The sequence below is a fragment of the Jidongwangia harbinensis genome (assembly GCF_020216025.1).
Lineage (GTDB): Bacteria > Actinomycetota > Actinomycetes > Mycobacteriales > Micromonosporaceae > Actinoplanes > Actinoplanes harbinensis.
On record NZ_JAIWNC010000016.1, the window covers coordinates 1 to 13,526 of the forward strand.

11 protein-coding genes are annotated in these 13,526 nt (G+C 74.5%); 7 read left to right on the top strand and 4 right to left on the bottom strand.

The features are described from left to right. Window positions 1-266: 266 nt before the first annotated feature. From LDL48_RS20605 to LDL48_RS20615, 3 genes are read left to right on the top strand one after another with little or no spacing between them, the layout of a single operon-like run. Complete coding sequence (locus LDL48_RS20605; RefSeq protein WP_225256817.1) at window positions 267-1,136, top strand: PspA/IM30 family protein; 870 nt, start codon at window positions 267-269, stop codon at window positions 1,134-1,136. A 25-nt stretch (window positions 1,137-1,161) separates the two neighbouring features. Then, complete coding sequence (pspM, locus tag LDL48_RS20610) at window positions 1,162-1,935, top strand: phage shock envelope stress response protein PspM (protein WP_225256818.1); 774 nt, start codon at window positions 1,162-1,164, stop codon at window positions 1,933-1,935. A gap of 37 nt (window positions 1,936-1,972) precedes the next feature. Continuing rightward, complete coding sequence (locus LDL48_RS20615) at window positions 1,973-2,557, top strand: hypothetical protein (RefSeq protein ID WP_225256819.1); 585 nt, start codon at window positions 1,973-1,975, stop codon at window positions 2,555-2,557. A gap of 14 nt (window positions 2,558-2,571) precedes the next feature. Here the strand turns inward: LDL48_RS20615 and LDL48_RS20620 are convergent, their stop codons facing one another. Beyond that, window positions 2,572-3,360 (bottom strand): DNA-formamidopyrimidine glycosylase family protein, encoded by a 789-nt coding sequence (locus LDL48_RS20620; protein WP_225256820.1) that lies wholly within the window; start codon window positions 3,358-3,360, stop codon window positions 2,572-2,574. A gap of 65 nt (window positions 3,361-3,425) precedes the next feature. On the opposite strand from LDL48_RS20620, the gene LDL48_RS20625 reads away from it, so the two are divergent. Continuing rightward, the gene (locus tag LDL48_RS20625) at window positions 3,426-4,172 is read left to right on the top strand and encodes an N-acetyltransferase (protein WP_225256821.1); all 747 of its coding nucleotides are present in this window, start codon (window positions 3,426-3,428) and stop codon (window positions 4,170-4,172) included. 1 nt (window position 4,173) lies between these two features. Here the strand turns inward: LDL48_RS20625 and LDL48_RS20630 are convergent, their stop codons facing one another. Beyond that, window positions 4,174-4,971 carry an SAM hydrolase/SAM-dependent halogenase family protein gene (locus LDL48_RS20630; RefSeq protein WP_225256822.1) on the bottom strand — a complete coding sequence of 266 codons (798 nt, stop codon included), beginning with the start codon at window positions 4,969-4,971 and terminating at the stop codon, window positions 4,174-4,176. 94 nt (window positions 4,972-5,065) lie between these two features. Here LDL48_RS20630 and LDL48_RS20635 point away from each other — a divergent pair, with 94 nt between their 5' ends. Beyond that, window positions 5,066-5,989, top strand: coding sequence for an LLM class F420-dependent oxidoreductase (locus LDL48_RS20635; protein WP_225256823.1), 924 nt, complete (start codon window positions 5,066-5,068; stop codon window positions 5,987-5,989). A 148-nt stretch (window positions 5,990-6,137) separates the two neighbouring features. On the opposite strand, the gene LDL48_RS20640 is transcribed toward LDL48_RS20635, so the two are convergent. After that, the gene (locus tag LDL48_RS20640; RefSeq protein WP_225256824.1) at window positions 6,138-6,980 is read right to left on the bottom strand and encodes an NAD(P)H-binding protein; all 843 of its coding nucleotides are present in this window, start codon (window positions 6,978-6,980) and stop codon (window positions 6,138-6,140) included. A gap of 256 nt (window positions 6,981-7,236) precedes the next feature. On the opposite strand from LDL48_RS20640, the gene LDL48_RS20645 reads away from it, so the two are divergent. Both LDL48_RS20645 and LDL48_RS20650 read left to right on the top strand, forming a co-directional pair. Then, window positions 7,237-8,106: a helix-turn-helix domain-containing protein gene (locus LDL48_RS20645; protein WP_225256825.1), complete on the top strand. Its 870-nt coding sequence runs from the start codon at window positions 7,237-7,239 to the stop codon at window positions 8,104-8,106. Between the two features lie 190 nt (window positions 8,107-8,296). Beyond that, window positions 8,297-8,806: a GNAT family N-acetyltransferase gene (locus tag LDL48_RS20650; RefSeq protein WP_225256826.1), complete on the top strand. Its 510-nt coding sequence runs from the start codon at window positions 8,297-8,299 to the stop codon at window positions 8,804-8,806. A gap of 141 nt (window positions 8,807-8,947) precedes the next feature. Here LDL48_RS20650 and LDL48_RS20655 read toward each other — a convergent pair whose 3' ends face one another. After that, window positions 8,948-13,513 carry an ATP-dependent helicase gene (locus LDL48_RS20655; protein WP_372472154.1) on the bottom strand — a complete coding sequence of 1,522 codons (4,566 nt, stop codon included), beginning with the start codon at window positions 13,511-13,513 and terminating at the stop codon, window positions 8,948-8,950. Between the last annotated feature and the right edge of the window lie 13 nt (window positions 13,514-13,526).

A 13,526-nucleotide genomic window follows, 5' to 3' on the forward strand; every position in this document is an offset into this window, starting at 1 on the left:
GCCCCCGCCCGTTTAGCACCCCCCCCTGCGCAGTACCCTTTGCCTGGGCGGGGGGGGCGCCGCGGTGGGGGCGCCCCCCCGACGCGTTTCTGCGCGTAGCCTCGATGTCGGGACCCGGGGATCTGCGGGAGATGTCCCTGAGAACCCCCTGAGGTCGCGTGACGGTAGTGGCACTGAGCTGACACGATGGATCCCGCGCCAGCGTGCAGGTTCGCTGCCTGTCGGTGACGCGTTCGACTGAGCGACATTGAGGGGATACCGCGGATATGGCGAACCCGTTCGTCAAGGGCTGGCGTTACTTTTTGGCGCTCTTCGGTGCGAAGATCGACGAGTACGCCGACCCGAAGGTCCAGATTCAGCAGGCCATCGAGGACGCCCAGCGACAGCATCAGGCGCTGGTCCAGCAGGCTGCCGCCGTGATCGGCAACCAGCGCCAGCTGGAGATGAAGCTGAACCGGCAGATGTCCGAGGTCGAGAAGCTGCAGGGCATGGCCCGGCAGGCGCTCGTGCTGGCCGACAAGGCCCGGGCGGCCGGCGACGAGGCCGAGGCGCAGAAGTACGAGGGCACCGCGCAGACCCTGGCCACCCAGCTGGTCTCCGGCGAGCAGTCGATGGAAGACCTCAAGACGCTGCACGACCAGGCGCTCTCCGCGGCCGGCCAGGCCCGCAAGGCGGTCGAGAACAACGCGATGGTGCTGCAGCAGCGCATCGCCGAGCGCTCCCGGCTGCTCAGCCAGCTGGAGCAGGCCAAGATGCAGGAGACGGTCGCCAAGTCGCTGGAGTCGATGTCCTCGCTCGCCGCGCCGGGCAACACGCCGTCGCTGGACGAGGTGCGGGACAAGATCGAGCAGCGGTACGCGAACGCGATGGGCCGCGCCGAGCTGGCGTCGAACTCGGTCGAGGGCCGCATGCTCGAGGTGCAGAAGTCCAGCCTCGACATGGCCGGCTCGTCCCGCCTGGAGCAGATCCGGGCCAGCATGGCCGGCGAGAAGCTCGGTGGCACCCCGGCGCAGCCCGCGGTCGAGCAGGGCACCACCAGCGCCGTCCCGGCCGCCGACCCGGCGAGCGTGGCCCGGCTGGACGAACTGCGCGCCAGCATGAACCAGAAGCGCGGAGACACCAGCGCCGCCGGCTGAGCGGTCTGACCCTGGGAGGACGACGGTGGACGAGCGGACCCGGTACTTCCGCCGGCTCAAGCGGCTGCGCGGCGCCGCGCGGCGGTGGAGCGTCGTCGGAGGCGGGCTGGCCGCCGCCACCGCCGTCCTCACCCCGTATGCGGGGATCGGTGTCGCGGACGCGGCCTGGGCCGCCGGTGCCGGCGCCTCGCTCGCGCTGGCCGTGTGGCGCTTCCGCGACCACCGCGAGCTGGCCGCGATCCCGCCGCCGCCGGCCCCGCCGCCGGCACTGCCCGGCGCCAAGCTGATGGCGGCGGTGGAACGCTTCCCGGCCGGCCGTCAGGTGCTGCAGGAGGTGCGCCGGCAGAAGGACCGGTACGCGCTGCGCGGCTCCGCGGTGGCGAAGGCGTGGGACCGGCTGGACCGGGCCACCCAGACGCTGCAGACGCTCAGCGGCCGGCTCACCGGCCCGGGCGAGGCGGCGGTGCTGGAGGCCGCCGCCGCCGAACACTGGCTGCGCGACCTGGGCCAGCGGGTGGCCGGCGTGGAACGGGCCGTGCCGCTGAGCCCGCCGGACCAGCGTCCCGCCCTGGAGGCGGCGCACGAGAGCCTGGCCGGTCAGTTCACCGAGGGCGTCACCGCGTACGAGCGGCTCGTCGCCGCGGCCGCCGGTTGGGTCGCCGAGGACGGGCAGCCGATCGCGGACGACCGGCACCCGAGCTTCTTCCGGCTGGTCGAGGCCACCGACCGGCTCCGCGGACTCGCCGACGGCCTGTCCGAGTTGCGCCGCTACGGCGGGCCCGCGGCACCGGCCGCCTGACGGCGGAACTGTCGTACCCGGCCGCCACCATGGAGTGATGCGGACGGACGGCACGGCACCGGCTCGGTTGCGGGCGGTGCTCCGCCCGGTCCTCGAGGCGATCGCCGGCACCTCCGGGCTGGAATACCGTCTGGTCGGGACGGCCGCGGCGCTGGCGCAGGGCGTGCCGCTCCACCCCGGCGACGTGGACCTCCTGCTGGCCCGGCGCGACGACGTGGACCGGCTCGCGGCGGCGCTGTCCGGACTTCCCTGCACCCTGCCGCCGACCTGGCTCGCCGACGCCCGGCAGTATTTCGCCCGGTTCCGCGTCGCCGGGACGGACGTGGAGATCAGCACGGTGGAGTGGCCGGCCGGCACCGACACGGTGGAGTGCGCCGGTCCGGGGCCCTGGCGGCACTACGTCCCGGTCCGTCTCGGCTCCCACGTCGTACCGGCCGTGCGGCTCGAACTGCGCCTGGTCTCCGAGCTGGTCCGCCGGCGTGCCGACCGATACACCGTGCTGCTCGGTCACCTGCGCGCGCACGGCGCCGACCAGCAGTTGGTACGCCGGGCCATGCGGGACCGGCAGGTCGACCCCGAACTCCAGCGGCAGGTCGTCGAGCACCTTGCCCGGTCGAGCTGACCGGGCCGCCCGGGTCAGTCCGGTTTCGGCTGGCAGACCGGACACCAGTAGGTCACCCGGTCGTCCTGCTCCGCCTTGGCGATCGCCGTTCCGCACCGGCGGCACGGTTTCGCGCGCCGCCCGTACACGTAACTGGTCTCGCCCCGGCGCAGCGAGCCGGTGGTGGTCTGGCTCCAGCGGCCACGGTTCGACGCCACCAGTTTCTGCGCCAGCCGCACCGTGCCGGGCAGGTCGGGCACCCGGCTCACCGGCGTCCACGGCCACAGCCCGCGCAGGAACAGCGTCTCGGCCTTGTACAGGTTGCCCACACCGGCCAGATTGCGCTGGTCCAGCAGCGCCTCGGCGATGCTGGCGTCCGGGTGCGCGGCGATCCGGCGCACCGCCTCCTCCGGGTCCCAGTCCGCACCCAGCAGGTCCGGGCCGAGATGACCCAGCGTCTGCTCCTCGTCCGCGGTGGGGAAGAGCGCCACCTCGTGCAGGTGGTAGCCGACCGCCACCGACCGGCGGGTCTTCAGCACCACCCGGATCAGGTGCGCGGGCCGGCCGGTCCAGCGTTCGCCCGGCGCGTACGCCCGCCACGCCCCGTCCATCCGCAGATGCGAGTGCAGCGTCCAGCGGCGGTCGTCGCGGGCCAGCCGGAGCAGCAGGTGCTTGCCGCGGCTGGCCGACTCGGCCACGGTCCAGCCGGTCAGGTCGGTGGTGGCGAGCTGCGGCACCCGGAAGTCCGAGCCGGTGAGCACGTCACCGGCCAGCGCACGTTCCAGGACGCGGGCGGTGTTCCAGACGGTGTCACCCTCGGGCATGCTCCCTCCTTACCCCGGCCGGAAACCGGGATGCCTGATCGCCGCCGCCCTGCCATGCTGCCGGTATGGATCTCGACATCGCGTCCGTGGCGGAGCAACCCGGCCGCGAGGAATTGTGGGCGCAGCTGGACAACTGCTGGCCCCGGTTCATGATGCAGGACCCGACCAGCGGGCTGTACTACGGCTACGTCAAAACGGCCTATCCGGAATACGCGCTGCTCGCGGTGGACCGCGACACCGGCCGGGCGGTGGCGAAGGCGATGTCGGTGCCGCTCGCGTTCGACGGCGACATCGCCGCCGGGCTGCCGGAGGGCGGCTGGGACTGGGCGATCCGCACCAGCGCCCACGACCGGCTGCGCGGGGCCGAGCCGACCATCGTGTCGGCCCTGGAGATCCTGATCCGCCCGGACCTGCGCGGCAGCGGGCTGTCCGGCGTCATGCTCACCGCCATGCGCGACAACGTGGCCAAGCTCGGCTTCCGGGACCTGGTCGCCCCGGTCCGGCCGAGCGGGCGGTCCGGCCACGCGCACACCCCGATCGACGGGTACGCCCACGCGACGCGCCCCGACGGCCTGCCGGTGGACCCGTGGCTGCGGGTGCACGTCCGGGCCGGCGCCCGCATCGTGAACGTGGCGCACTCCAGCATGGTGATCCCGGGGACGCTGGCCCAGTGGCGGGAGTGGACCGGGCTGCCGTTCGACACGTCCGGTCCGGTCGAGGTGCCGGAGGCCCTGGTGCCGGTGCACTGCGACGCCACCCAGGACCAGGCGGTGTACGTGGAACCCAACGTCTGGGTGCACCACCGGATCTGAGCTAGGCCGGCTCCCGCGGGGTGAGGCGGACCAGGTCGCCGGGGCGGACCGACAGCACCACGACGGCGCGGCCGTTGTTCACCGCGATCGCCACCCGGCCGGCCGAGTCCTCGTACACCAGCAGGTCACCGCGGTCGACGTCGGCGAACGTGCTGCCGCGGCGGGCCCGGACGTTGCCGTTCACCAGCAGGTCGGCGCCGAGCCCGGCGAGCACGTCACCGGGCGCGGCGAGCTGCACGTTGCCGAACCGGTCCACGGTCATCACCTCGGACTCGATCCAGCCGTCGGCGACCGTCACGACCGGGTCGGGCAGGCGTACCACCGTCTCCGGATCCACCGGCGGCCCGGCGTCGGCGAGCGGCGCCCCCGCGGCGATCCGGGCCGCCGCCGGCGCGAACACGTCCCGGCCGTGGAAGGTGCGGGAGACACCGCTCAGGAACCAGTCCGGGTTGGTCAGCTCCACCACGGTCGCCAGGCCGCCGAGCGCCTCGGCCGCCCACACCAGCAGGCCGTTGTCCGGGCCGACCAGGACACCGTCCGGTGTGCCGATCGCGATGCCGCGCCGGTCGGTGCCGACCCCCGGGTCGACGACCGCGCAGTGCACCGACGCCGGCAGGTGCGGTGCGGTCTGCGCCAGCACCGCCGCGCCCCGGGCCACGTCGGCGGGTGGCACGTGGTGCGTCACGTCGATGACCCGGACCTCCGGCGCGATCCGCGCGATCGAGCCGTGGCACGCCGCGACGAAACCGTCGAACGTGCCGTAGTCCGTGGTGAGGCTGATCCATCCATACCCGCCCATGGTGGCCAACGTTAGCGCTCCGGCACGCAGAGTGTGGGGTACGTCCCCCCGGCGCGTCCCGGCGAAGCGATCAACCGTCTGGCAGGGTGTTGACATGCGTCTAGTTATCTTCGTCGAACCGCAGCAGGGTGCCAGCTACGACGACCAGCGCCGGGTCGCCCAGCTGGCCGAGGAGACCGGGTTCGACGGCTTCTTCCGCAGCGACCACTTCGTCGCGATGGGCGGGGACGGGCTGCCCGGCCCGACCGACTCGTGGGTGACGCTCGGCGCGCTGGCCGTGCAGACCTCCCGCATCCGGCTGGGCACGCTGGTCACGTCCGCGACGTTCCGCTACCCCGGCCCGCTGGCGATCAGCGTCGCCCAGGTGGACGAGATGAGCAACGGGCGGGTGGAACTCGGCCTCGGCGGCGGCTGGTTCGAGCGGGAGCATGCGGCGTACGGCATCCCGTTCCCGCCGCTGGGTGAACGCTTCAACCGTCTCGAGGAGCAGCTCGAGATCGTCACCGGCCTGTGGGCGGCCACCGAGCCGTACACCTTCACCGGCAAGCACTACCAGCTGATCGACTCGCCGGCGCTGCCGAAGCCGGTGCAGTCGCCGCGCCCGCCGGTCGTCATCGGCGGCAAGGGCCCGAAGCGCACGCCCGCCCTGGCCGCCCGGTACGCCGACGAGTTCAACGCGCCGTTCGTCACGCTCGCCGAGGCCGGGGAACTGTTCGACCGGGTCCGCGCCGCGTCCGCCGAAGTAGGCCGGGAGACGCCGCCCGCGATGTCCGTGGCGCTGGCACTGTGCTGCGGCCGGGACGACGCCGAGGTGCGCCGCCGCGCCGCGGCCATCGGCCGCGACGTCGACGAACTTCGCGAGAACGGCGCCGCCGTGGGTACGCCGGACGAGGTGGTGGACCTCATCTCCCGGTACGCCGAAGCCGGCGTGTCCCGGGTGTACCTGCAGACGCTCGACCTGACCGACCTGCACCACATCGAGCTGGTGGCGACGGCGGTGGCACCGCAGCTGGCCTGAGCCGGGTGGGTTCTTCTGGCCGGGTGCCGGGTGGGTTCTCCTGGCTGGCCGCCGGTTGGCTTCTTTTGGCTGGCCTACCGGGTGGCTCGGGTTCCTTCGTCCGGTACCCGGCCACCGGCCGGGTACCGGACGCCCGGGCCGGCGGCGGTCACCCGAACGCGGACCGGTGCCGTTCCGCCCATTCCCGGAAGCTGCGCGGCGGCCGGCCGAGCACGGTGGCCACGTCGTCGGTCAGCACCGCGACACCGCCCGCGGCGACGTACCCGCTGCCCTCCAGAATCAGGTCCACCCATTCCGGCGGTGTGCCGCCGCCCAGCAGGTACTCCCGGGCCCTCTCCGGTGGCACGTCCTCGGTGCGCACCGGCCGGCCCAGCACGCCGGCCAGCACCGCGGCCTGGTCCGGAACGGTGAGCAGGTCCGGCCCGGTGAGCGTGTAGGTACGCCCACCGTGGCCCCCGCCGGTCAGCGCGGCCGCCGCCACCGCCGCGACGTCCACCGGGTCCACGAACCCCTGCGTGCCGGTCCCGGACAGGTTGGCCACCGGCCGTCCGGCGCGGATCGGCCCGGCCCATTGCAGCGCGTTGGAGGCGAACGTGCTGGGCCGCAGGACCGTCCAGTCCAGTCCGCTCTCCCGGACCGCGGCCTCGCCGGGCCGGTGCCACGCCGCCAGCCGCAGCGCGGGCTCGTCGGTGACCATGGTGGACAGCTTGACCAGGCGCCGCACGCCGGCCCCGACGGCGGCCCGCACCATCGCCTCGTCGTGGGCGGGCAGGCCGGGCCCGGTGGACAGCAGGAACACCGCGGACACACCGTCCGCGGCCCGGGCCAGCGAGCCGGGGTCGGCGAAGTCGCCGGGCACGACCTGCACGCCGGGCCGGTCGGCCAGCCGGGCGGGGTCGCGGGTGAGCGCGCGCACCGGGACACCCTCGGCGGCGAGGTGGCGGACGAGTTCGCGGCCGATGGTGCCGGTGGCGCCGGTAATCAGAATCATGCGATCCACGGTCGGTGCCGCCGCCGGGCCGGGACTTGGAGATTCCGGCACGGTCCCGCGGATGGTGGGGGATCGGGTGCGGCGGTTGCCGTCTTGGGGGTTCCGGCGTGGTCTCCCGGATCGTGGGGGTTCGGGTGCGGCGGTTGCTGCCTTGGGGGTTCCGGTGTGGTCTCGCGGATCGTGGAGGTTCTGGTGCGGCGCTTGTCTTGGAGATTCCGGCGGTGCGACCGGTCGGCGGCGCGGCTAGCGTGGGGCCATGACGGTCTCCGTTTCCGCGCACCGCCCGCCCGGCCCGGCTCCGTGGCTGATCGGCGCGGACCCTGCCGGGCCGCAGGTCGACGCCGGTCTCCGGCCGTGGATCGACGAGGTCGCGGTGTTCACCGGAGGCAGCCGGCAGACCGTGGTGCAGGCGCCGGACGTGGCCAGCACGCTGGTGGTCCGCAGCGATCCACGGGGCCGAGCCGAGTTGATCGTGACCGGCCCCCGGACCCGCGGCACCTACCACCCGGCCGACGGCGCGCCCGTCTGCTTCCGGATGCGGGTCCGGACCGGCGGCACCCGGGCGTTGCTGGGCGCGCCGGTGAGTGACCTCGCCGACCGCGGCACCCCGATCGAGGACCTGTGGGGCGCGGCCGGACGGCGGCTCGCCGAGGACGTGGCCCACGCGTACGAGACGCACCGCACCGGGGCGCCGTCCGGGAACCGCCTCTTCCGGCAGGTGGCCGAGGCCCTGCGCGAGCGCACCCGGGCGGTGCCGGGCGACCCGGCCGCCGGCCGCCTGGTCGGCGCCGCCGTGCGTGCCCTGACCCCCGCCGCCGGGCCGGCCCCGCGGCTGAGTGTGGTCGCCGACCGGCTGGGCGTCAGCGAGCGTTACCTGCGCACGCTGTTCGCCCGCGAGATCGGGCTGTCGCCGAAGCACTTCGCCCGGATCGCCCGGCTGCGGCGGGTGCTCATGCAGGCCGGCACCCGGCAATGGGCACACCTGGCGGGTGACGCCGGCTTCTTCGACCAGGCCCACCTGATCACCGACTTCCGCGCGCTGATGGGCGTGTCCCCGGGCGCGTACCTGGCGGGCCGGTTGCCGGCGCCGGCACCGTGCCTGCGCACCGTGACGCGGGTCCGGTGACCGTGACGGTGCCGTGTCTGGCGCACCGTGACGCGGGTCTGGTGACCGTGACGGTGCCGTGTCTGCGTACCGTGACGCGGGTCTGGTGACCGTGACGGTGCCGTGTCTGCGTACCGTGACGCGGGTCTGGTGACCGTGACGGTGCCGTGTCTGCGTACCGTGACGCGGGTCTGGTGACCGTGACGGTGCCGTGTCTGCGTACCGTGACGCGGGTCCGGTGACCGTGACGGTGCTGCCGGTCGGGCCCGCCCATCCGGCCTTCGCCGAGGTCGTCGCGATGTTCGACGAATACCGCGGCCACTACGGTCAGGCGTCCCGGCCCGGCCCGACCCGGGCCTGGCTCGCGGACCAGCTGACGCAGGGCCGGCTGACGCTGGCCGCGGCCCGCCACGGCGACGAGTTCTGCGGGTTCGTCACGACCGCGGTGTTGCCGGCGTCGCTGCGGCTCGGCACCGTCTGGTGGATCCGGGATCTGTACGTCGCCCCGAACCACCGCCGCGGCGGGGTGGGCCGGACGTTGCTGCGGCACGTCGTCGCCGGTGCCCGAGCAGCCGGTGCGCTGCGGGTCTCGCTGCAGACGGAGTCGGACAACGTGCCCGCGCTCACGTTGTACGCGGCGGCCGGCTTCCGACCGGTGGCCGGCCTGGACCTGCTGAACCTCGCACTGCGCCCGAACGACCGCGACGATCCCACCGCGTAGTCCCGGCCGTGCGGTTCGGCGAGGCATAGTTCCAGCCGCGCAGACGGGGTCCGGGTGGGTGTGGTTGCTAGCCGCGCAGACGGGGGTCCTGGTGGGCGTGGTTGCTAGCCGCGCAGACGGGGGTCCTGGTGGGCGTGGTTGCTAGCCGCGCAGGCGGAGGCCGCGTGGCGTGGTGCGGAAGCCCGCCGCGGTCAGCGCGTCGCGGAGCGGGGAGGCGTGCACCGACTCGCCGTCCGCGCGTTCCACCGACATCGGCCCGAGGGCGCCCGACCGGACCGCCGCGGCCAGTGCCTGGCCGGCGGCGACCAGGGATTCCGAGGCGTCCGTGAAGGACAGCAGCGTGCGGCCGCCGCGTTCGACATACAGCACCAGGTCGCCGCCGACCAGGATCACCAGCGCACCCGCCTTGCGGCCGGCGCGGTGGCCGGTGGCGGTGACCGGTTCGCCGTTGCCGCTGTCGACGATGCGTTCCGGCCATGGCAGCGCCGCGCCGTACGGGTTGGCCGGGTCGGTGGCGGCCAGAACCACCGCGGTGGCGCCGGTGCGCTGGGCCAGTTCGGCGGGTTCGCCGAGCGCGCGCAGCCGGTCCACGGCGCCGGGCACCGCGAACTGGGCGGCGCCCAACCCCTCCACGAAGTACCCACGGCGGGCCGCGCCGCGTTCCTCCAGGGCGCCCAGCACCGGGTAGACCGCGGCGAAGCCCCCGGTGACGCCCTCGGCCATGACGGCGCCGCGGGTCACCACGCCGTGCCGTTCGAGCAGCAGGTCGGCGAGGGCGGCGGCGCGGCGGGTCGGGTCGAGGTCCCGGTCGGGCAGGCGGGACCAGCGGCCGGCCATCGCGGGCGGACCGGTGCGGCTGGGCATGACCGGGCGGCCGGGGCGGCGGTAGCGGGTCCGGCCCGGCGCCGCCTTGGCCTTGTGGGCGCCGCTCCCGCCGAGCAGGGCCCGCAGCGGCGCGAACGTGTCGTTGGTCAGGTGGCCGGCCCACACCAGGTCCCACACGGTGGCGGCGAGCGCAGTGTCGTCGGTGGCGGACAGCCGGTCGGACAGGGACCGGAAGAACAACGCCTGACCGTCGCCGAGCGCGTCCAGGACGGACTGATGCAGCGGGGTCAGGGCCACCTCGTCGTCCGGCGGTGGCAACAGCAGCGGGGCGCTGTCCGCGTACGCGAGCGTCACCCACCCGTCGTTTCCGGTGATCGACCCGGAACCGGCCCACACCACCTCGCCGCCGGCGCAGAGTTCGTCGAGCATCGCGGGGGAGTAGTCCGCCACCCGGGCCGGGAGCACCAGCCGTTCCCACGCCGAGGCCGGCACCGCGATGCCCTGCAACTGCTCCACCGTGGCGGCGACCGCGTCGACACCGCGGGCGTTGCCGCCGATCTGGTGCCAGCGCGGCAGGAACGCGGCCAGCACCCGCGGCGGCACCGGCTCGATCTCCCGGCGCAACGCCGCCAGGGAACGCCGCCGCAGCATCCGCAGCACCTCGGCGTCGCACCACTCGCTGCCCGCGCCGCCGGGCGAGAACTCCCCGGCCACCACCCGGCCGGTGGCGCTCAGCCGCTTCAGGGCCTGTTCCACCACGAAGACACCGAGCCCGAAGTGGGCGGCGCAGCTCGCCGCCGGGAACGGGCCGTGCGTGCGGGCATACCGGGCGACCAGGTCCCCGAGCGGATCGGGCACCGGTTCCAGGTAGGCCTCCGGTACCCCGACGGGCAGTGCCACGCCGAGCGCGTCGCGGTAGCGGCCGGCGTCCTCCACCCCGATCCAGCGTTCCTCGCCGGCCACCCGGACCCGGAGCGCCCGGCGGGCCGACTCCAGCTCCGCGGCCCAGCCCGGCTCCACCCCCCGCGCGACGAGCGCCGCCTCGGACAGGTCGCCCAGCAGGCGGAGCAGCTCGGCCGCGTCCTCGGCATCCCGCGGCCGGCGTTGTGTGGTCAGCCACTGCAGCTGCGCCTCGGTCTCGGTGACCACGGCCGGGTCGAGCAGCTCGCGCAGGTCCACCCGGCCGAGCAGCTCGCCCAGCAACGTGGAGTCCAGGGCGAGCGCGGCGGCCCGGCGTTCGGCCAGCGGGGCGTCGCCCTCGTACAGGAAGGCGCCGACATATCCGAACAGCAGCGACCGGGCGAACGGCGACGGGCGCGGCGTCTCGGACTCGACCAGCCGCACCTTACGACCGGCGATCTCGCGCATCAGCCCGACCAGGCCCGGCACGTCGAAGACGTCCTGCAGGCACTCGCGGGCTGCCTCGAGCGTCACCGGGAAGTCGGCGAACTCGCGGGCCACGTCGAGCAGCTGCGCGGACCGCTGCCGCTGCTGCCACAACGGCTGGCGGCGGCGCGGGTCGCGGCGGGGCAGCAGCAGGGACCGGGCCGCGCACTCCCGGAACCGCGCCGCGAACAGCGCGGACGTGCCCACCGACTCCTCGACGAGCTGGGCGATCTCCTCCGGGTCGAACGCGATCAGCTCGGCCCCGGGTGGCTCCTCCGCGGTGTCCGGCAGGCGTACCACGATGCCGTCGTCGGAGGGCATCACCTGCCCGTCCACCCCGTACCGCTCGCCGAGTCGCCGGGCGATCGCCAGCGCCCACGGCGCGTTCACCCGGGCGCCCAGCACGCAGTGCACGGTCATCCGCCAGTCGCCCAGCTCGTCGCGGAACCGTTCCACCACGACGGTGCGGTCGTCCGGCAGGTTGCGCGTCGCTTCGCGCTGCTCCCGCAGGTAGGCCATCAGGTTGTTGGCCGCCCACTCGTCGAGGCCGGACCCGCGCAACGACGCGTTGGCCGCCTCGTCACCGGCCCGGGTCAGCGAACGCAGCCGCGCCCCGATCGCCCGGCCCAGCTCGATCGGCCGGCCCGGCGCGTCGCCCTTCCAGAACGGCATCCGCGCCGGCGCACCCGGGGCCGGGGAGACCAGCACCCGGTCGGGCGTGATGTCCTCGATCCGCCACGACGTCGAGCCGAGCAGGAACACGTCGCCGACCCGCGACTCGTACACCATCTCCTCGTCCAGCTCGCCGACCCGCGATGCGCGCTCCGAACCGGCCAGGAAGACCCCGAACATGCCCCGGTCGGGAATGGTGCCGCCGCTGGTGACCGCCAGCCGCTGCGCCCCCGGACGGCCGGTGAGCTGGTCGGTGGTGCGGTCCCAGACCAGCCGCGGCCGCAGCTCGGCGAAGGCGGTGGACGGGTAGCGCCCGGACAGCATGTCGAGCACCGCGTGCAGCGCCGAGTCGGGCAGCTCGGCGAACGGCGCGGCCCGGCGGACCAGCGTGGCCAACTCGTCGACCTGCCAGGCGTCCAGCGCGACCATCGCGACGATCTGCTGGGCCAGCACGTCGAGCGGGTTGCGCGGATAGTGCAACTCCTCGATCGCACCCTCGGTCATCCGCTGCGCCACCACCGCGCAGGACACCAGGTCGCCGCGGTGCTTGGGGAAGACCACGCCGCGCGACACGGCGCCGACCTGGTGGCCGGCCCGGCCGATGCGCTGCAGCCCGGCCGCGACCGACGGCGGTGCCTCGATCTGCACCACCAGGTCGACCGCGCCCATGTCGATGCCCAGCTCCAGGCTCGAGGTGGCCACCACGGCGGGGAGGCGGCCGGATTTCAGCGCCTCCTCGATCTGCTTGCGTTCCTCGCGCGAGACGCTGCCGTGATGCGCCCGGGCCACCACCGGCGGTGCGCCGGATGCGCCGCCGGCCTGGGCCATCACCTCGGCCGGGAGGCGCGGGCTGGGCGCGCCCGGTGCGGCGGCCGGTGGGGAGCCGTCCGGGTTGGCCCGTTCGTACGCCAATTCGTTGATCCGCGCGCACAGCCGCTCGGCGCCGCGCCGGGAATTCGTGAACACGATCGTGGACCGGTGCGCCTCGATGTGGTCGAGCACGCGCTCCTCCACCGCCGGCCAGATGGACGGGCTGTGCCGGCCGGCGCCCGGGTCGTCCGGCTCGACGTCGGGCACCTCGTCGAGCCGGGTCATGTCCTCCACCGGGACCTCGACCTCGATCTCGATGGTTTTGGCGCTGTGCGGCTGAACGATCTCGACGTCGTGCGCGCCGCCGAGGAACCGGGCGGTCTCGTCGATCGGCCGCACGGTGGCGGACAACCCGACCCGCTGCGCCGGCCGCTCCAGCAGCGCATCCAGCCGCTCCAGGGAGAGGGCCAGGTGCGCGCCGCGCTTGGTGGCGGCGACCGCGTGCACCTCGTCGATGATCACCGTCTGCACGCCGCGCAGTGATTCCCGCGCCGCGGAGGTGAGCAGCAGGAACAGCGACTCCGGCGTGGTGATCAGAATGTCCGGCGGGGTCCGCGCGAAGCTGCGCCGCTCGTCCGCCGGGGTGTCGCCGGTGCGCATCCCGACGGTGATGTCCGGCGGCGGCACGCCGAGCCGACCGGACGCCTGCCGGATGCCGGTCAGCGGCGCCCGCAGGTTGCGCTCCACATCCACCGCGAGCGCCTTGAGCGGGCTCACATAGAGCACCCGGCAGCGGTGCCGGGGATCGTCCGGCGCCGACTCGCGGGCCAGGCGGTCGAGCGACCAGAGGAATGCGGCCAGCGTCTTGCCCGAGCCGGTCGGCGCCACCACAAGGGCGTTTCGCCGCGCCCCGATGGCCCGCCACGCGCCGGCCTGCGCGGCCGTGGGCGCGGCGAAGGCCGCCCGGAACCACTCGCGGGTTGCCGGACCGAACTGCTCGAGGACGTCGTGCACGGTTTCCATGGTG

What these genes read in the sequence shown, in the direction of transcription:
- LDL48_RS20640 (WP_225256824.1), bottom strand. Translation starts at nt 6,980, where the DNA reads ATGATTCTGATTACCGGCGCCACCGGCACCATCGGCCGCGAACTCGTC.
- LDL48_RS20615 (WP_225256819.1), top strand. Translation starts at nt 1,973, where the DNA reads ATGCGGACGGACGGCACGGCACCGGCTCGGTTGCGGGCGGTGCTCCGC.
- LDL48_RS20625 (WP_225256821.1), top strand. Translation starts at nt 3,426, where the DNA reads ATGGATCTCGACATCGCGTCCGTGGCGGAGCAACCCGGCCGCGAGGAA.
- LDL48_RS20645 (WP_225256825.1), top strand. Translation starts at nt 7,237, where the DNA reads ATGACGGTCTCCGTTTCCGCGCACCGCCCGCCCGGCCCGGCTCCGTGG.
- LDL48_RS20620 (WP_225256820.1), bottom strand. Translation starts at nt 3,360, where the DNA reads ATGCCCGAGGGTGACACCGTCTGGAACACCGCCCGCGTCCTGGAACGT.
- LDL48_RS20635 (WP_225256823.1), top strand. Translation starts at nt 5,066, where the DNA reads ATGCGTCTAGTTATCTTCGTCGAACCGCAGCAGGGTGCCAGCTACGAC.
- LDL48_RS20630 (WP_225256822.1), bottom strand. Translation starts at nt 4,971, where the DNA reads ATGGGCGGGTATGGATGGATCAGCCTCACCACGGACTACGGCACGTTC.
- LDL48_RS20605 (WP_225256817.1), top strand. Translation starts at nt 267, where the DNA reads ATGGCGAACCCGTTCGTCAAGGGCTGGCGTTACTTTTTGGCGCTCTTC.